Here is a 20,240-nt window from a genome sequence, read left to right on the forward strand (position 1 = left end):
CACCGTTTAAATGTCATCAACATCCACGTTCCCCATTTAACGGAACGTATTGAAGATATCCCTGTCATTGCTCAAAACTTTTTAGAAGAGATTTGTAAGGATTATGGCATGCCTGTGAAGAAGATCAGTGATGCCGGCGTAGTAGCCTTACAGCGCTTGCCATGGACAGGTAATGTGCGTGAGCTGCACAATATGATTGAGCGTTTAATTATTTTAAGTGATAAAGTAATTACCGAGCATGATGTTGCTGCATTTGCCAACCCAGGTGGTGGTACAAACATTGGCGCGGCACATGCCAGCCAGCTTGCCCCGAGCGCTTCCGCTCCGGGTTTAGATTATGAAAAGTTTACCAATTTCCAGGATTATAAAGATTATGCTGAACGGGAGTTTATTAAATTTAAACTGGAAAAACACAACTGGAATGTATCTAAAACCGCTGATGACATAGATATCCAAAGGAGCCATCTTTACAGTAAAATAGAAAAGTTCGGTTTAAAAAGAACTGTAGAATAAAGTTTAAAAGAAATATTACCTTAAAAAATAAAAAACCTGCTTTTTCCAGAGCAGGTTTTTTTTATGCATTTTAATTTGTGAGCTGTGCTTAATTCAATTATTTGTTTGTTCCACATAGATCGCCTTCGGTTAAAATCTTGTGCGTTCAGGCAGAAATTCTTTTTTCGTCAACTTACTGTTACCTAATAATTACGATATCTATAGATGAGCTTTCATAAGGCCTTGGTAGGTCCATTATATATCTTTGGCTATCCCATGGCCCTGCCAAGGCCCTATGAACGCCCTACGAATGCCCTGTAAACTATAACCTGTCGAAAAGCTGTAGATCAATGATGAGATCAGGAATAGACATATTATAATGAAATTTTAATGGATTGGATTTTATTCCATATAATCTGCCTGGCGGCGTAATAAATCCCTGTATTTATTGAAGATGGCCGTTTTAGATACAAAGCCTATGAAGTTTGCTTGCGCATCCATCACTGGCAAAATCCATACGTTTTCGGTTTCCATTTTAGTCAACACCACTTTCAGGGTATCTTCTATGTTCACCACATCTGGCGCAGCTTGCGTAAGCTCCTTCACCTTCACCTGCTCTGCAGTTTTAGACGTTGTTACCCTTAGAATATCATCCATATAGAGCAAGCCTATAAAGCTTTGGTCTGCACCCCAAACTGGAAAAACATTTCTTTTAGACTGCAAGATTTCTGTAATTCTGTCGGCAATCAGGTCATCTTCATTTAAAGCCAGGAAATCTTTATCTACCAGGTAGCGAAGCTTCATCATGTTCAATACGGTACTGTCTTTATCTTCATGCGACAATAACGTGCCACTTTCTGCCAGTGGTTTGGTATAAATTGAATATTTGTTGGAGCTACGGCTTACAAAATAAGAAATTGCAGAGGTAATCATGAGGGGAACCATCAGCACATAACCTCCGGTAATTTCAGCTATTAAAAACAAACCTGTTAAAGGAGCATGCATAACGCCACTTACAGCCGCTGCCATACCCGCCACAATGAAATTGGCTACACTTAACTGACCTAAACCAAGGGTATTGACACTGAAGGCAAAGATAAAACCTATCAGTCCACCCATAATTAAGCTTGGTGCAAAAACACCACCGTTTCCGCCTGCCCCTAACGTAATTAAGGTGGCAAAAGATTTAGCAAAAAGGGTAACGAAGGTAAATAAAATAATGACAAAGGGAATTTGAGCGTAGTCAGCAAAGATGCTATTATTGACGATGGCCTGGTAGTTTCCACTCATCAGGTTTCTGATGGTCACAAAGCCCTCGCCATACAAGGTGGGGAATAAAAAAACCAGTCCACCGAGCATTAAACCGCCAATGATCACCTTTTTATAGGGATGGTTGATTTTATAAAAGAAGGACTTTACAAAGTAATTTATTTTGGTGAAATAGATAGAAAAGCAGCCTATCAACAAAGCCAGGACCACATAATATGGTATAGCGCTCACAGCCCAACCTTCAGTAACTAAAAAGAAAAGTTGCTCAGCATAAAATAAACGGGCAACTACAGCTGCTGTGGCGGCAGATAACAAGAGTGGAATAAAGGCCGGGATGGTAAATTCGGGCAGCAAAATTTCTATAGCAAATACAATTCCGGCAATGGGACTGTTAAACGCCCCTGCTATGCCGGCAGCGGCACCACAAGCCAATAACATGGTGGTTTCGCGGTATGACAAGCCTAAAAATCTACCTACAGCAGAACCAATGCCAGCGCCACTGGTTACTATAGGCGATTCAATCCCTACAGAACCACCAAAACCAACGGTTAAAGCCGAGGTGATGATTTGAGAATAGATGTTATGGGGTTCTACTTTACTCGACTTCTTAGAGATGGTATATAAAACAGGTGTTAAACCCGTTTCAAATTTCCCTTTGCGGATAAACCTGCGCGTATACATGACCGATAATAAAATACCGATCATGGGGAAAAAGAGATATAAGTAATATTTGTAATGCCACTCAAAGCCTTCCTGAAGAAAGCTTTCGATATGGTGACAAAGACTTTTTAAAAGAGCAGCAGCACATCCGGCAAGAATACCCACTATAAAAGCGGCAATGACCAGGAAATTTCTGTTAGAGATCTTAGTTTTACGGTATTGATTCAAAGTATCAATATAGTTCACTAACCGGATGTACATAGTTTTTATTTAGCTATCAAACTTATCAAGTAACTTAATGAGCGTTGCAAAATCTTTTGGGTAAGGGGCATCAATAAAGATATCCTGGTCATCCATTCCTTTAAAGGTAAGGAATCGGGCATGTAAAGCAAAACGTTTCATGATCGGCTGCTCCTCCGCATCTTTAGCAATGCGGTAGCCTTTTTTAAGTGCCGATAAGAAAACAGGTTTCCCACGGTACATATCATCTCCGCAGATGGAAGCCCTTTGTGTAGCCAAATGTATCCTGATCTGGTGCATTCTGCCCGTTACAGGTTTACATTCTACTAAAGTATAGTGTTTGTAAAATTTAATAGAGTTGAAAAAGGTTTCAGCGCGTTTACCCTCTTTCCTGTCGATGGTTACATTTTTATTGCCATCATTCAAAATAGGCAGGTCAACAAAAAGGTCGTTAAAAGTAAACTGACCATCAACCACGGCATGGTAGATTTTACTCACCTTACGTCTTTCAAACTGCATAGATGCAGAACGATAAGCTTCAGGATGTTTGGCAATCAGAATGGCACCACTGGTTTCTTTGTCTAAACGGTGACAAACCTGTGCATCATCACTGTATTGTTTGGCCAGGCGTAAAATGTTTACTTCGCCAGATCCTCCGCGTTCATCAAGAGAAGCTACGAAGGGGGGTTTATTGACAACGATATAATCATCGTTTTCAAATAAAATAAGGTCTTTAAAAGAGGGATATTTCAATGATATAGATTTCTAAATCACAAAAGTACTAAGAAAGTTCGAATTTATAGCCTACCCCTTTCACTGTAGATACATAATTCTCGCCCAATTTTTCTCTTAATTTACGAATATGCACATCTATAGTACGGTTGGTAACCACGACAGAATCTTCCCATATATTTTTTAGAATAGACTCACGGGTGTACACCTTTCCTGGTTTTGAGGCCAATAGATACAATAACTCAAATTCCTTTTTGGCCAATACCACTTTATTACCGGCCTGAAAAACAAGGTAAGCTTCCCTGTCAATCACCAGATCGCCTATTTCTACTTTATTTTCAGAAACTTCATCGTTGCTTACATTTCTGCGAAGAATAGCGTTGATTCTGCTCACCAATGCCCTTGGTTTTATAGGTTTGGCAATATAATCGTCTGCCCCTACATTAAAACCGGCAATTTCACTGTATTCCTCACTCCTTGCAGTTAGAAACACCATAAAAGTATTTTTAAACTCGGGGATAGAACGCATTAACCGGCAAGCCTCAATTCCATCCATTACAGGCATCATGATATCCAGGATAATTAAATCAGGATGTACTTTACGGGCTACAGCAATACCGTCTTTCCCATTGCTGGCCACATAAACCTGGTAACCTTCTTTTTTGAGGTTGTATTCAACTAACTCTAAAATATCAGGTTCATCATCAACAATAAGAATCTTTTGTTTGGCAGCACTCATATCTTTTAATTATTTGTTACGAAATTAGTCAATCAAATGCGTTACTACGTTAAAAGCAGGTTACCAAATTGTTAAGTCACCCAATCAGCTTAACTTTAAATAGCGTTTATTTTAAGGTTTTGTGTAAAAAATCTGCTAACTGCTCCCCTCTCAGGTTTTTAGCAATTATTTTACCTTGTGGATCAATGAGGAAAGAACTAGGAATAGCATCTACCTGGTATTGTTTAACGACAGGACCTTCAAAATCCATCAGTTCGCCGCCATGTGCCCAGGCTAACTGATCTGCTGCAACGGCTTGTTTCCATGCTGCCTGGTCTTTATCTAGGGAGATACCCAATACTGTGAAGTTTTTGTCTTTATAAGTATGGAAGGCTTTGACTACGTTAGGGTTTTCTTGTCTGCAAGGCTGGCACCACGATGCCCAGAAGTCTAACAACACATATTTACCTTTAAAATCAGCAAGATTGATCTTAGTGCCATCAATGCTGTTAACGGTGAAAGTTGGTGCCATTTGCCCTACCTGAACGGTTTTTAGGTGCGCCATTCTTACCAGGAACGCTGTTACTGCAGGGTTATTATTGAAATTACTCTTGATCTTATCGGCATAGGCCACCATCTGCTGTTCGTATTCTGCAGGATTTAAAAGGTTAATGGCATAAAAACCCGCTAGAGAGTTGGTGTTGTTTTGTGCAAAGGACAGGATTTCCTTGTTCAGGTTTTCTATTTCTGCTGAATACTCCGGGCGCAAAGTTTCCATAATGCTTTCGCGGTTATCAGGGGCTTTAGCTACCAGGTCGTCAAATTTCTTTTGGATGCCATTGATCCGGGCCATGTACTTGTTCTTAGTGACATTCAGCGATTCCAGTTTATCAGCTTCCTCAGCACCAGAAAGACTGTACTGCATATTAGGATCTGTAAGATCTGCCTCCAGCTTAATCTGATCGCCGTTTTTAGCAATGATCATGTATTCATTGCTGCCCGCAGAAACCCTAAAGAAGTTGACATCTTCAGAAGCATGGTTAAATTTAAACTCCCCCTTATCAGATAAGACAGTAGAATCTACCGCAATAGGATTGGCTTTATCTAAGGAAAACAGGTATACTTTATTTTGCGGAGTGGCATGGTTAAACTTCCCGTTAATCACAAATTTCTCTGTGTCTTTGCATGCTACAAAAGCAATACTGGCTAGCAATATATAGGCTAATTTTCTCATCATATCTTTAACTTAATTTTTCCTGAACTAAAGCATTCACCTTCTGCGGATCTGCTTTTCCTTTGGCCATCTTCATCACCTCACCTACAAAAAGGCCTAACACCCCTTTTTTACCTTTTTTATAGGCGGCAACCTGCGCCTCGTATTTCAACAATACCTGGTCTACAAAATCACCAAGGGCATCATTGTCATCTTCAATCAGGAGGTTCAATGTCTTGGTCAAGGCAAGCACATCAGTTTCAGGAGCTTGTTCTAATGCAGGCAACAGCTGTTGCAAGGCAGCCTGCTGGGTAATTTTTTTATCATCTGTCAGGTTAATCACTTCGGCAAGCTGTTGTGGGCTCACTGCATAACCTGTAATCTGTATTTCTCTTTCATTTAATAAAGCACGGATGGGGCCAACAAGCCAGTTGAGCAGGCTCTTCTGTTGTTTAACGGCGGTAAGGGCTGCGTTGAAATAGGCTAAAAGTGCGGCATCTTCGGCAAGCAAGGTGGCTTCGGTAAGGTTAAACCCATAATCGTTAACCAGTTGCTGCGAGATTTCTCTCGGCAAGGCAGGCATTTCTGCTTTCAGTTTGTTCAGCCACTCATCAGAAATTACTAAAGGCGCTAAATCAGGATCAGGAAAATAACGGTAATCATTAGCCATTTCTTTGCTACGCATAGGCGATGTAGTGCCTTTATCAGCATCAAAATTCAAGGTACTTTGTACCACCTGTCCGCCTGCATTGACCAGCTCTACTTGCCTGTTGAATTCAAAATCCATTGCACGTCGCACATTCCTGATGGAATTTAAGTTTTTCACTTCACAACGGGTACCAAATGCTGTAGCCCCCACAGGGCGGATAGAAATGTTAGCATCGCACCTTAGGCTCCCCTCTTCCATGTTACCATCGCTCACATCAAGGTGACGAACGCGTTTACGCATTTCAGTAAGTAATGCCGAGGCTTCTTCAGCAGAGCGGATATCAGGCTCAGTTACAATTTCAATCAATGGAACACCAGCACGGTTTAAATCAACGAATGAATATTTATCATCCTGATCGTGCAAGCTTTTACCAGCATCTTCTTCCAGGTGAATCCTGTTGATGCCTATGCGTTTAACTTCTCCATTGCTCAAGATGACTTCAAGAAAACCATTCTGGCAAATCGGAAGGTTATCCTGGGTAATCTGATAGCCTTTAGGAAGATCAGCGTAGAAGTAATTCTTCCTGTCGAAAAAATTCGTTTGGTTGATTGTACAATTAAGTGCTAAGCCCATTTTTATAGCTTTAGCCACTACCTGCTGGTTTAACTTCGGCAAGGCCCCGGGTAAAGCAAGAGACACCGGAGAAATATGCTCATTTGGATCAGCTCCAAAAGCAGCACTGTCTGCAGAAAATATTTTTGTATTTGTATTCAGTTGTACGTGAATCTCTAAACCTGATACCAATTCATATTCAGAAACTGTGGTTGCCGTAATCGTACTCATTGATTGTTTTTAAGCTAACAATATAATTATGTGTTGTTCAATGCAAATATAACCAAAATAGTCTTAAACCCCTATCCTAAGAATTTGAAGGGTGTAAACTAATTGTGGCATCAATTTTGACTTTAGGTGTGTACACACAATGGAACAGGTTATGAAAAGATTAATTGTATTAGCATTATTAGGATTTGCAGCAATGTCTGCAATGCCTGCAAAAGCCCAGATTAGCGTAAATGTAAATATTGGCGCACAACCCTCATGGGGTCCAAGTGGCTATAACCACGTGGACTACTATTACTTACCAGAAGTAGAATCATATTATTATGTGCCTACCCGCCAGTTTATTTATTTGAGTGGCAACAGCTGGGTACACAGAAAAAGTTTACCATCAAGACACAGAAACTACAATTTACACAGTGGACGTAAAGTTGTGATCAATGGAAACCGTCCTTATTTAAGACACCAAACCTATAGAACACGCTATGCGAGCAATTATAGTCATTCAAGACCACAACCTGGGCGCAGCAGAATAAGCTACCAAAGAAGTTCTAACAAGCAATACTACAAACAAGAAAAGCATTATTCAAAAGGTCCTAAACATAACCGTAACAACGGCAAAAGTAATGGACATAGCCGTGGAAACGATAGAGGAAACGGACATGGAAATAACGGCAACAGAGGTCGCCATTAATAGACTTTATATAAAAAAAGCCGCTGGTCATATTGATCAGCGGCTTTTTTTGTGTCTATATCTTTGTAATTATTAATTTACCATCGCTGCTGCTTTTGTCAAAACAGCTGGCAGGCCTTCTTTATTTTTACCACCGGCAGTAGCATAAAATGGCTGTCCGCCGCCACCACCCTGAATTTCCTTAGCCAGTTCTCTAACGATTAAAGAAGCATTTAAGCCTTTACCGCTCACCAGGTTTTCTGACAGCATCACGGTTATTCCAGGTTTATCGTCTATAAGTGTTGTAAAGACTAAAAACAGGTTATCCACCATCTCTTTAATGGAGAATGCTAAGTTCTTCACCGCATCTACATGGGGTAAATCTATATGCACTGCAATCAGGTTAATGCCGTTAATGGTTTTAACATGGTGTACAATTTCATGTTTAAGGTCTGTAGCATGGGCAATGAGCGCTTTCTCGGCTTCTTTTTTGAGCTTCGCATTTTCATCAAGCAATGAAGTCACAGCAGCTTTCAAATCTTTATTGCCTTTTAACAAGGCTTTGAGCTCATTGAGTTCTTTATATTGCTCGCCAATAAAAGCCTCTGCTTTATCCGCAGTAATGGCTTCAATTCTTCTCACCCCTGCTGCCACAGCACTTTCAGAAATGATTTTAAAGTAACCAATCTGGCCAGTTGCCTGCACATGTGTGCCACCACACAATTCTTTAGAATAATGATCGTCGAAAGTAACCACACGTACCAAATCACCATATTTTTCACCAAATAAAGCAGTTACCCCACTGGAGAGCGCTATTTCATAGGGTACATCTCGTTGTTCTTTCAATGGAATGTTTTCCCTGATTTTTTCATTCACCAGGTGTTCTATTTTTGCCAGCTCTGCATCTGTAATTTTTGCGAAGTGCGAAAAATCAAAACGCAGGTAATCAGGATTCACCAAAGAGCCCTTCTGGTTAACATGGCTCCCCAGCACTCTTTTCAATGCTGCATGCAATAAATGCGTTGCAGAGTGGTTGTCTTGAGAAAGGATCCGTTGTCTTTTATCAATCACTGCCCAGAAAACACCTTCTAAATCTTCAGGCAAGGAATCAGTGAAATGTACCGTTAGGCCATTCTCTTTTTTAGTATCTGTAATTTCTACGAAGAACAATCGGCTATGGTCTTCCAGTCTGCCGGTATCACCTACTTGTCCGCCGCTCTCTGCATAAAAAGGTGTATTACTCAATACCAGTTGGTACTGCTCTTTACCTTTAAGGTTTACTTTGCGGTATTTAATAATTTGGGTTTCAACTTCAAAATCATCATAACCTACAAATTCAGTATCTAAATCAGGATTAACGGCAATCCAGTCGCCGGTATCAATGGCCGTTGCCGCACGCGACCGTTCTTTCTGCTTTAACAGGGCAATATTGTATTCCTCCATATCAACCTGCCAGTTTTTTTCTCTGGCCATTAATTCGGTTAAATCGATAGGAAAACCATAAGTATCATTCAATTCAAAGGCGAAAGCACCAGAAATAACCATCTGATCTTTCAGGATACTAAATACCCATGGATCGTTAAATGATTTATCAGGATCAATGGCATTGTCTGACATCAGGATCTCGCCTTGCTTTTTGGTATAGTTCTCAAAACGTTGGATGCCCGTTGCTAAAGTTCTTAAAAAGGAAACCTCTTCTTCCAGCACTACCTTTTGTACGAAGTCCTGCTGTTCAGCAAGTTCATCAAAAACACCTTTAAACTGTTCTGCCAATACAGGCACCAGTTGATTTAAGAAAGGTTCTTTAAGGTCGAGGAAGGTATAAGCATAACGTACAGCACGACGCAAAATTCGGCGGATTACATAACCTGCTTTATTGTTTGCCGGCAATTGTCCGTCGGCAATCACAAAAGAAATTGCCCGTATATGGTCTGCCATTACACGCATAGCGATATCAGTTTTCTCATCATCACCATAAGCAATACCTGCCTTTTGAGAGATGAACTGAATAAGCGGTTGAAATACATCTGTATCGTAGTTAGAAGCTTTTTCCTGCAGCACTCTTACCAGTCTTTCAAAGCCCATTCCTGTATCAACATGTTTAGCAGGTAGAGGCTGTAAACTACCGTCTTTCTGCCTGTTAAACTGCATAAATACATTGTTCCAAATTTCGATAACCTGTGGGTGATCTGCATTGACAAGGGTTTTTCCTGAAACCGTAGCACGCTCTTGATCAGGGCGACAGTCTACATGGATTTCAGAGCAGGGACCACAAGGTCCTGTATCGCCCATTTCCCAAAAATTATCCTTTTTATTACCTAAAATAATGCGGTCTTCGGGAACATATTGTTTCCATATTTCATAAGCCTCAGTATCCTGTGGCAAGCCTTCTTTTTCGTCGCCTTCAAAAACAGAAACGTATAATTTATCTTTAGGGATTTTATAAACCTCCGTTAACAATTCCCAGCTCCAGGCAATGGCTTCTTTTTTGAAATAATCTCCAAAGCTCCAGTTGCCAAGCATTTCAAACATGGTATGGTGATAGGTATCAATACCTACTTCTTCTAAGTCGTTGTGTTTTCCTGAAACGCGCAAACAACGTTGTGTGTCAGTAACACGGTTATATTTAATGGGGGCCTCACCTAAAAATAAATCTTTAAACTGGTTCATCCCTGCATTGGTGAACATCAGCGTTGGATCGTTTTTTACAACAATTGGTGCGGAGGGAACAATATGATGCTGCTTAGATTCAAAAAATTGTAAATAAGCACTTCTAATTTCTTTTGCGGTCATCCTTCTATTATTATCCAACAAAATTAAAACTTTATTGCGGTATTCTACTAAAATCCTTTTACATTTGAATACTTTAAATAAATGCCATAAACAGCTAATAATCAACTATAAATTATGCCATACAAGGAAAGAGAAATTAATAAAATGTATTACAGTATGGGTGAAGTAACTGAAATGTTTGGCGTTAACGCCTCACAGATCAGGTTTTATGAGAAGGAATTTGACGTATTGCAACCAAAGAAAAACAAGAAAGGTAACCGTTTATTTACCCCTGCTGATGTAGAAAATTTGAAGATCATTTTTCATTTAGTTGATGACAAGGGTTTCACTTTAAAAGGTGCTAAAGAGCATTTAAAAAACAACAGTGGTGAAATGAAAGAGAACCAAAAGATCATCGATTCTTTGGAGAAACTGAAGGACTTCTTGTTGAAATTAAATGATGAAATATAATTGAAAATTGATTTTTTATTAGATTAAAAATAGTGTTGTTTTGAGACCAAGACCCTCTCGAAATGACAAAACCTGCCTGCATACTTTGGCGAACACTTTTCCTGTTTTTTCTGCTTTCAAGTTTCCACCTTCGCCTCTTTGCACAGCAACGGGAGCTGATCAAAGATATTGTGGAGCGTTTAGCTGCTGATTTGCCTGATGACTTCGATCTTTCGGAGTTAACAGAGCAATTGCAATACTTTGCAGATCATCCCATTAACTTAAATAAGACTTCTGTTGAGGAGCTGAAACGCCTGGTGATTTTATCACCCTTACAAATCAGCAACTTTTTTAGCCACATCTCCAGCAATGGGAAACTAATAGATTTGATGGAGCTGCAATCCATCGCGGCTTTTGATGTGCAAACCATCCAGAACATTCTTCCTTTTGTGACCCTCAGTATCCCCTCGGGTTATTCAAACCTCGGTTTTAAAAATATGCTGCATAAAGGTAACAGTGAGGTGCTCATGCGCTTTGCACAAACCGTAGAACCACAGAAAGGCTACCAGGAATTACCGGGCAGCAGGTATTTAGGCAGTCAGGAGAAGCTGCTTCTCAAATATCGTTTCCGTTACGACCAGTTATTTAGCTTCTCTGCCGTCTTAAAAAAAGATGCAGGTGAACAACTGTTGGCTGGTGATCATAAATATGGTCTCGACTTTAACTCCTTCAGTTTAGGCCTTTACAAAATCGGTAAAATATCTAAGCTTATTTTAGGTGATTACAGCTTGCAATTTGGTCAGGGACTGACCTTATGGTCGGGTTTTTCTTTTGGCAAAGGTCCTGATGTTGCTGGCGTAGCTAAAAATGACATCGGCTTAAAGACTTATACCTCTTCTAACGAAGCTTCCTTCTTCAGGGGCGTAGCGGCCACCCTTGCCATCACTCAGAAACTGAATTTTACACCTTTCCTTTCTTATCGGAAATTGGATGCCAGTCAGACGGAAAATGATTCCGGCATATTTACCCAGGTTAACATCAGTACCAGCGGGTTACACCGCACTAAAACGGAACTTAAAAACGAAAAGAGCCTGGAACAACTGGTTTACGGTGCTGCCCTGCAATACCTAAGTGATAACTTATCGGCAGGTGTAGTGGGCTACCAATCACGATATGACGACAGCTTTGTTACTGGAAACCAAGCTTATAATGCTTACAATTTTACCGGTAAAGAACTGAGCAATATAGGCCTGCATTATAATTATACACTTTTTAATATTTACCTCTTTGGTGAAGGAGCGAAAAGCTTAAATGGAGGTATGGCCCTTCTAAATGGTGCCATGGCCAGTATTTCGCCAAAGCTCTCCGCGGTATTAGTGAACAGGCATTATGATATAAATTACCATAATTTCTTTAGCCAGGCGATGGGCGAAAACTCCGATGCTACGAATGAAAAAGGCTGGTATGCAGGTTTAAATTATGCCCCTGGGCGCAAATGGACAAGCTCAATCTATGCCGATATCTTTCGTTTCCCATGGTTAAAATACAGAATTAACGCACCATCTGATGGGTTTGAGGTGATGACACAATTGATGTATAAACCCTCAAAAACCTTTAGCGCCCTGGCAAGGTATAAAACAAAGGAGAACCAGCAGAATACGGATGTTGATGTAAAGGAGAAATACCTTGATGAGGTGTCTAAGCAAAATTACAGAGTAGAAGTCAACTGGCGACTCAACCGCAAATTCAGCTTCCAAAACCGTGTAGAGCTTTGTCGTTATCATAAGGGCGAAGCCGCAACAGAAAGTGGCTACCTTGTTTACCAGGACATTGATTATGCGCCTCTTTCTTCGCGCCTATCGGCAAACATCCGACTGGCTTATTTCAATACAGAATCTTATAACAGCCGGGTCTATGCCTATGAAGATGATGTACTTTATGGCTTCAGTTTCGGCATGTACAATGGCAAAGGTGCCCGAACTTTTCTGAACATAAAATACAAAATACTCAGGCATATGGAGGTATGGACACGCTATGCTTTATTTCTTTATCAGGATCAGGAAACAGTGGGTTCCGGCCTTGATGAGATACAGGGAAACCGAAAATCTGAGGTGAAGTTGCAGTTAAGGTATCAATTTTAAAACATTGAACATAAAATATTAATGCATTGAACGCAAGAGCCGAGACCATTTATGTCAACTTGATGTTATTTCTGATGACCGGTATTTTTACGGCTTATCAATTCTCTTCCTTAACACTGTTTTATTTTTTTACTACAGTGTCAATTTTGTTGTTTTCTTACCTGCTCCTACAGAACCTGGGTTACAAAAAATTCCGCACTTACAGGCATAAGATTCTTACCGCCAGTCTCAGTTACCTGCTTACTTTTTGCGTAGGAGGCTCGCTTTTTTTATTCCATCAAGCGAGGCTTCAACCTGATTATTTTGCCTATAAAAAGCTGGATAAGCTGATCATCATGCTGGAAGAAAGTCCGCAGTGGAAGGCCTCACAGCTGCGCTTTAAAGCGAAGGTTATTTATGGTTACCAAAACAATAGAGGCATTCCTTACCAGGGAAGGGTGCTGGTTACTTTACATGCTTACAGAAAAACACCTAAGATTTTTAAGTATGGCGACCAGCTCATGCTTCCGGCAAATTATACCGAAATTGAAGAACCTCAAAACCCATCAGAATTTGACTTCAAGGGATGGCTGGCTTTACAAAACATCCATCACCAGGTTTACCTCGATCAGCAATATGCGACCTTAATCAAACCACAACAGGGGAACGCTATTCTGGCCTTTGCCTTTGCTTTAAGGGAGCGTCAAATTAGGATTCTCGAGAAACTCCTGCCTGACCAAGAAGCTTTTTCAGTGGCTTCCACCCTGATTTTAGGTTACCGTGCAGACCTGAGCCAGGAAACCTGGTCAGCTTATTCCAAAACCGGCACTATCCATGCACTTTCCGTTTCAGGGATGCATGTAGGCATTATTTACGTGGTGCTCAACTGGATGCTTGGATTCATGGACCGTCGCAAAAGTTTAAAAATTATGAAAGCAGTGCTGATCATTTGTCTGATTTGGTTTTATGCGCTGCTCACTGGCTTTTCGCCATCTGTATTACGTTCTGCAATCATGCTGAGTACTTTTATTGTGGCCAAAGCCGCACAACAGCACAGTAACAGCTATAATATATTGGCCTTCTCTGCATTTGTGTTATTGGTAGGCCAACCTTCCCTGCTTTTTGACGTAGGTTTTCAACTCAGCTATCTTGCTGTTTTCGGCTTGATTTATCTTCAACCCATCTTTTATCAATTGCTCTATTTTAAGTTCTGGTGGGCAGACCAGTTATGGAAATTGCTGGCTTTATCATTAGCGGCACAGCTCGCTACCTTCCCCTTAAGTGTTTATTATTTCCACCAGTTTCCGGTATATTTTTTGGTGAGCAACCTTTTTATCATGCTTCCCGCAGCCTTAATGATGTACCTTGGCTTAAGCTTGCTGCTGTTCAAGCTTTATTTTCTTGCACCAATCTTACAGGGAGTAATTACCTTTACCAATAAGGGACTTAAATACATTGCTGATTTACCCTTCTCCACTTTTTCTGCCATTTGGTGGAACAAGACAGAATTGCTGTTAATGACCGCCAGCTTAATTTTCATCGTATGGGCCTTCAACAGCAAACGCAAAGAAATGCTCTTCCTCGCCTTATTGAGTTTCTTGCTGCTGCAAACGAGTTCAACATTTCATGAATTGCAGGCACAGGAGCAACAAAAAGTGATTGTCTTTAAACTGCGTAAAAACAAGGCTGCCGTTTATATCCAATCGACTAAAGCGTTCCTTTTTACAGATTTGGATGTCAATAGTAAGACCTTTCAATACTCGATTAAGCCCTGTTTAGATCAACACCGCGTTAAAGCGCTGCAAATTGAAAATGTGACTTTGCATTTAAAGAAAATACAGCATCTTTGGTAACCTTATTATCTATAAAAAACGGTATGACAGAACCATTGGTTTTATATGCGGTTACCGACCGCATTGCGACGATCACCCTGAACAGGCCAGAAAAGCGGAATGCTTTAAATCCGGAGCTAGTAGCCTTACTTACAGAAAAATTAACCATGGCCGCAGCTGCGCCAGAGGTGAAAATAATCATTCTTAAAGCCAATGGCAATACTTTCAGCGCCGGTGCAGATCTTGCTTATCTACAGCAATTGCAGCATTATACCTTTGAAGAGAACGTGGCTGATTCAAACAACCTTAAAAACCTGTTTACCACCATATACTTTTGCCCGAAAGTTATCATTGCACAGGTAGAGGGCCATGCTATTGCCGGAGGTTGCGGATTAGCAACAGTTTGTGATTTCATCTTTTCCGTGCCTGAGGCACAATATGGCTATACAGAAGTCAAACTGGGCTTTGTGCCAGCCATTGTATCCTGCTTTTTAATGCGCAAGACCAGTGAAACTATCGCTAAGCAAATACTTTTGACAGGCGATCTCTTCAGTGCAGAGAAAGCCCTGGCTTATGGATTGATTAATTTCGTAACAAATAAAGAAGATATTGATCTTACAACAAGGAATTTTGCTTTAAATTTGTGCAATACCACCTCAGCCAATGCTTTAAAGGTAACCAAGCAATTGATTGGACGTACAACAAACCCTGGATTATTGGAAAGTCTTGACCTGGCCGTAAAAATAAATGCAGAAGTAAGAGAAAGTGAAGATTTCAAAAAAGGCATCACCTCCTTTCTGAACAAACAAAAATTAAACTGGTAATAACTAAATAAATCAATATGTTTAAATCGATCAAAACGGGCGTATTATCGCTGTTATTAGTATGCACAGCCATCTATGCGCATGCACAGAAAAAAATTAGCCAGGGTGTAATCACTTATGGCGTAGCGTATAACCTAAGTGAAGAGCAGAAGTCCACTATAGATGTTTCTAACCTTCCCACAGAAAATATACTGGAGTTCAATGGAAACATTTCCCGTTTAGCCATGGATATGGGACCTGCAATAATTACCATCATTAAAGACGGCAGCCTCAACAATGCCCTGTTATTGATTAAAGTACCAATGGCCCAAAAACAAATAGCTACTAAAATGACTAAAGAGGACCTTGACAAAGAATCTGGTGGCATTAAATACAGTGATTTTAAAGCTACAGGTGTAAAAGAAACGATTTCAGGTTTTAATACAGAGAAATATACCTACACTGACAACAATGGCAATGCTTATGAGTTATGGGCAACCAAAGATGTTGAATTAACTCCTGGGGCAACCAATAGTGAATTTAAAGGTCTTAAAGGCACACCTATCAAATTCAGCTTAAGCCAAAATAACATCAAAACGATCCTGACCATCAAAAGCATTACAGAAAAAAATGTAGGTCCTTTTACATTGGATGTGCCGACTGGTTATGATGTCATGACGATGGCTCAATTAGAAGCATTAAGAGGCGGGGGTTAATTTTAATGTTTAAAAGTCTAAGTTTTTTTATACGATTTTACCTCTACTGGTTAATTTTCTTCTTTATTGACCGTGCTTTATTTTTGGCGCTTTACTACCAAAAATTAAAAGAAATACCTCTAAGTACCGTTTTGGCAACGTTTCACAATGCCATCCCTATAGATTTATCAATGGTGGGCTACCTTAGTGTAGCCCCTTTGTTTGGTTACCTTTTTTGGTTTTTTACCCGCCGGGAAACAGTGCACCTCAAATGGATTAAAGTGTACAACACAATCCTTGTTGTTGTATTCACCATCATTTCTGCCATTAATTTTAACATTTACCGGGAATGGGGAACAAAACTCAACTTTAAAGCGCTGAGTTTTGCTTTCACCTCCCCTTCAGAATCTATAGCTTCAGGGGCATCATCACCCCTATTGCCAACAATCATCATTATTTCGGTACTGCTTGTCTGCGGTTTACTCCTGCAAAGGCTATTATTGCTCCCTAGGCTTACTTTTGTAACTATACCCATATGGGCAAAAATCATCGTTGCAGTTTTATTGCTGGGCATCAACTTCCTGTGCATCAGGGGTGGTTTAGGTGTTTCTACCATGAACCAAAGTTCTGCCTATTTCTCTGATGAGCTGATTTTAAACCATGCTGCAGTAAATACAGAATGGAACATTTTTGAAAGTGCATTCTCTTCTGGAAAAGCCAGCAAAAATAAATACCTTTATTACAGCAAAGATGAGGCAACAGCAGTGGTGAAAGAACTTTATGCATTAACTAAAGATACCACGGAACGCATTCTGACCACCAACAGGCCTAATGTGGTACTCTTGCTGATGGAAAGTTTTACTGCAGACCTCACCAAATCTATTGGTAACGCTGATGGCATTACGCCTAAATTTGACAGTCTTGCCAAACAAGGTGTTTTATTCAGTAAAATTTATTCCACCGGAAACCGTACTGATAAAGGTTTACTGGGCACCCTTGCAGGCTACCCTAGTTTAGCGGCAGGAAATATGGTGAAGTTTACCAATAAAATGCAGCAGATTCCAGCCATATCTCAGGAGTTTCAGAAAAATGGTTATGCCACCTCTTTCTTCTACGGCGGACAATCAGAGTTTGACAACTACAAAGCTTTCATCCTGATGCATGGCTATGAGAAATTGATCGACAAAGGCAAGTTTAAAGATAGTGAGATGAACTCCAAATGGGGAGCATACGATGGTGTTTTGCTCAACAGACAACTTGAAGAGCTGAACAAAACCAAAGAACCTTTCTTCACAACCACCCTGACCTTGACTAACCATGAGCCCTTTGAAGTTCCTGGTGCTTATAAGTTTGGTTCAGCCACCAATGCAGAAAGCTTTAAAAGCACGGCCTATTATACAGATTCCTGTATCAATGACTTTCTGGAGAAAGCAAAAAGTAAAGCGTGGTATAAGAATACATTGTTTATTTTCATCGCCGACCATGGTCACCTTTTACCTAACATGACCAATGAAGTATATATGCCACAACGTTACCATATTCCCTTAATGTTTTATGGAGAGGTGATTAAACCAAAATACAGGGGCAAAATTGAAGGTCGTATCGGCAGTCAGATTGACCTTGCTGCAACCCTTATGAAACAGTTAGACATGGATGCCACACAGTTTATCTGGAGCAAAAACCTTTTAAACCCTTACACCAAACAATTCGCTTTTTTTAGTTGGGATAATGGACTCGGTTTCGTTACCAACACACAGGCCGTTTCCTTTGACAATACAGGCAAAAGAATGCTGTATGAACAAAACAAAGGCAATGCCGCACAAACCGAAGAAACCCTTGGACAAGGGAAAGCATACCTACAAAATGTTTATCAGCAATTTATAGAATTACGACCATGAAACTAAAATTCATCAGTTATCCTTTCGCTATTGTAGCAGCCTTACTTTTTTGTTTCAGCAGTAGCCAGGCACAGCAGGGCGGCCAGCTCAATTGGGCAAAAGAAGGACATGCTTACTATCAAATTGCTGATGGTGGAATCACTGCCGTGACGCTGCCTAAAAATGAACGCAAGGTAATTGTTCCGAACACCTTAATGAATGCCCCAGGACTCAGAGCCACCAGCATCAGTGATTTCCAGCTTTCTGATGATGGCAAAAAGGTTTTGCTGTTTACCAATACCAAAAAAGTGTGGCGCTACAATACCCGTGGCGACTATTATGTGACGGATTTAGCCACTAACCAGGTGAAACAAATTGGCAAAGACAGACCAGCATCATCGCTGATGTTTGCAAAATTCTCTCCAGATGGCAGCAAAGTGGCTTATGTGAGCAAACACAACCTTTATGTGGAAGATGTTGCCACAGGTGCTGTAAAAACACTGACTACCGATGGTACTGACCGTTTGATCAATGGAACTTTCGACTGGGTTTATGAAGAGGAGTTTGATTGCAGAGACGGTTTCAGGTGGAGCCCTGATGGCAGCAGCATCGCCTATTGGCAATTAGATGCCACTAAGATTAAAAATTTCCTGATGATCAATAACACCGATTCTATCTATCCTTACACCATTCCGGTAGAATACCCTAAAGTTGGTCAGAACCCATCAGCCTGTAAAATAGGTATAGTAGACATCAATACAGCAAAAACCACCTGGATGCCTGTTCCCGGTGATGCTATACAAAATTACATTCCCCGCATGGACTGGGTACCTAACAGCAGTTCGATCATTTTGCAACAACTGAACAGGGAACAAAATGTAAGCAAGATCTTTGTGGTGGAAACCAAAACAGCAACGGTTAAAAACATTTACAGCGAAACTGATAAAGCATGGATTGATGCCGCAGAACCATGGACATGGATCAATGACAATAAAGAATTCATCTGGCAAAGTGAAAAAGACGGATGGAAACATTACTACCGCATGAATGTTGACGGTAAAAAACAAACGTTAATTACAAAAGGGCCATACGATGTGATCAAAAGCAGCCTGGTGGACGAGAAAAACAATACCTTCTATTTCATTGCTTCGCCATACAATGCTACACAGAAATACCTGTACAAAACTAAGCTCGATGGCAAAGGAAAACTAGAAATGGTAACCTCTGCAGTTATGCCGGGCACACACAGTTATGACATCTCCCCTGATGGTCTATATGCTTATCATCGCTACCAGAGTGCAAACATAAGGCCTTTGTCTGAATGGATGAATTTGAGCACCAACAACCCATTAACAATGGAGGGCAGCCTTACCAATCAGCTAGCGAAAGTTCCTGCTGTTAAAAATAAAGTAGAATTCTTTAAAATTACGACTGAAGATGGCGTAGAAATGGATGGATGGATGAAAAAACCAGATAACTTTGACCAGACTAAAAAATACCCTGTTGTATTTTATGTCTATGGTGAACCTGCATCGCAAACTGTTACGGACACTTATGGTGTAGATCAAAGTAGTGTTTACGCAGGCAATATGGCCAAAGATGGTTATATCTATATCTCCCTGGAGAACCGTGGTGCCCCTGCTCCCAAAGGTAGAGAATGGCGCAAAAGCATTTTTCAGAACATCGGCAGGCTCAACATCAGAGATCAGGCCATGGCAGCAAAGAAAATTCTTGAATGGTCTTTTGTAGATAAAGACAGAGTTGCCGTGTGGGGTTGGAGTGGTGGCGGTTCGTCAACATTGAACCTTATGTTTCAATATCCGGAGATTTATAAAACAGGTATAGCCATTGCGGCAGTAGCTAATCAACTTACCTATGACAATATTTACCAGGAGCGCTATATGGGTTCGCCCTTAAAAAGCCAGGAAGCTTATAAACTAGGCTCCCCTATTAATTATGCGCACAATTTAAAAGGCAACTTGTTATACATCCATGGTACAGGAGACGATAATGTACACTACCAGAATGCAGAAATGCTGATCAATGAACTGGTAAAAAGCAGAAAAGTTTTTCAATTGATGGCCTACCCTAACCGTACACACGGCATTTATGAAGGCGAAGGCACCAGTGAACATCTCGCTTTAACCTTTACCAAATTCCTGCATGACAATTGTCCTCCGGGAGGAAAGTAAAAAACATCAAACACAG

At 40.5% G+C, this 20,240-nt stretch carries 15 protein-coding genes; 9 read left to right on the forward strand and 6 right to left on the reverse strand.

From position 1 onward, the window contains the following. Positions 1 to 513: helix-turn-helix domain-containing protein (locus ACR2F7_RS17570; protein WP_432714838.1), on the forward strand; the 513-nt coding region annotated here is incomplete at its 5' end. A 381-nt stretch (positions 514 to 894) separates the two neighbouring features. Here the strand turns inward: ACR2F7_RS17570 and ACR2F7_RS17575 are convergent. The 5 genes from ACR2F7_RS17575 to gatB form a co-directional block, all read right to left on the reverse strand. Further along, complete coding sequence (locus ACR2F7_RS17575; protein ID WP_432714839.1) at positions 895 to 2,682, reverse strand: chloride channel protein; 1,788 nt, start codon at positions 2,680 to 2,682, stop codon at positions 895 to 897. Between the two features lie 9 nt (positions 2,683 to 2,691). After that, complete coding sequence (locus ACR2F7_RS17580) at positions 2,692 to 3,414, reverse strand: RluA family pseudouridine synthase (RefSeq protein WP_432714840.1); 723 nt, start codon at positions 3,412 to 3,414, stop codon at positions 2,692 to 2,694. 28 nt (positions 3,415 to 3,442) lie between these two features. Then, a complete protein-coding gene (locus tag ACR2F7_RS17585; protein ID WP_432714841.1) occupies positions 3,443 to 4,132 on the reverse strand; it encodes a response regulator transcription factor in 690 nt (229 codons plus the stop codon). Positions 4,133 to 4,238: 106 nt separating this feature from the next. Next, on the reverse strand, positions 4,239 to 5,348 hold the full coding sequence (locus ACR2F7_RS17590; RefSeq protein ID WP_432714842.1) for a redoxin domain-containing protein: 1,110 nt from the start codon (positions 5,346 to 5,348) through the stop codon (positions 4,239 to 4,241). 4 nt (positions 5,349 to 5,352) lie between these two features. Beyond that, positions 5,353 to 6,816 (reverse strand): Asp-tRNA(Asn)/Glu-tRNA(Gln) amidotransferase subunit GatB, encoded by a 1,464-nt coding sequence (gene gatB, locus ACR2F7_RS17595; protein WP_432714843.1) that lies wholly within the window; start codon positions 6,814 to 6,816, stop codon positions 5,353 to 5,355. 151 nt (positions 6,817 to 6,967) lie between these two features. Between gatB and ACR2F7_RS17600 the strand changes: the two genes are divergently transcribed. After that, positions 6,968 to 7,504, forward strand: coding sequence for a hypothetical protein (locus tag ACR2F7_RS17600; protein WP_432714844.1), 537 nt, complete (start codon positions 6,968 to 6,970; stop codon positions 7,502 to 7,504). A gap of 72 nt (positions 7,505 to 7,576) precedes the next feature. Here ACR2F7_RS17600 and alaS read toward each other — a convergent pair whose 3' ends face one another. Then, complete coding sequence (gene alaS / locus ACR2F7_RS17605) at positions 7,577 to 10,276, reverse strand: alanine--tRNA ligase (protein WP_432714845.1); 2,700 nt, start codon at positions 10,274 to 10,276, stop codon at positions 7,577 to 7,579. A gap of 114 nt (positions 10,277 to 10,390) precedes the next feature. Here alaS and ACR2F7_RS17610 point away from each other — a divergent pair, with 114 nt between their 5' ends. From ACR2F7_RS17610 to ACR2F7_RS17640, 7 genes are all read left to right on the forward strand, one after another. Continuing rightward, positions 10,391 to 10,726, forward strand: coding sequence for a MerR family transcriptional regulator (locus tag ACR2F7_RS17610; RefSeq protein WP_432714846.1), 336 nt, complete (start codon positions 10,391 to 10,393; stop codon positions 10,724 to 10,726). A gap of 62 nt (positions 10,727 to 10,788) precedes the next feature. Further along, entirely contained in the window at positions 10,789 to 12,846 is a 2,058-nt protein-coding gene (locus ACR2F7_RS17615) for a helix-hairpin-helix domain-containing protein (RefSeq protein ID WP_432714847.1), read from the forward strand. 26 nt (positions 12,847 to 12,872) lie between these two features. After that, positions 12,873 to 14,678, forward strand: a complete 1,806-nt coding sequence (locus tag ACR2F7_RS17620; protein WP_432714848.1) for a ComEC/Rec2 family competence protein — start codon at positions 12,873 to 12,875, stop codon at positions 14,676 to 14,678. A 23-nt stretch (positions 14,679 to 14,701) separates the two neighbouring features. Beyond that, a complete protein-coding gene (locus ACR2F7_RS17625) occupies positions 14,702 to 15,481 on the forward strand; it encodes an enoyl-CoA hydratase/isomerase family protein (RefSeq protein ID WP_432714849.1) in 780 nt (259 codons plus the stop codon). 17 nt (positions 15,482 to 15,498) lie between these two features. After that, positions 15,499 to 16,176 (forward strand): hypothetical protein, encoded by a 678-nt coding sequence (locus tag ACR2F7_RS17630; protein WP_432714850.1) that lies wholly within the window; start codon positions 15,499 to 15,501, stop codon positions 16,174 to 16,176. Between the two features lie 5 nt (positions 16,177 to 16,181). Then, entirely contained in the window at positions 16,182 to 18,053 is a 1,872-nt protein-coding gene (locus ACR2F7_RS17635; RefSeq protein ID WP_432714851.1) for an LTA synthase family protein, read from the forward strand. After that, a complete protein-coding gene (locus tag ACR2F7_RS17640) occupies positions 18,050 to 20,224 on the forward strand; it encodes a S9 family peptidase (protein WP_432714852.1) in 2,175 nt (724 codons plus the stop codon). Before ACR2F7_RS17635 ends, ACR2F7_RS17640 begins: the two co-directional genes overlap by 4 nt. Positions 20,225 to 20,240 lie beyond the last annotated feature (16 nt).

This window comes from Pedobacter sp. (assembly GCF_045628745.1).
Lineage (GTDB): Bacteria > Bacteroidota > Bacteroidia > Sphingobacteriales > Sphingobacteriaceae > Pedobacter.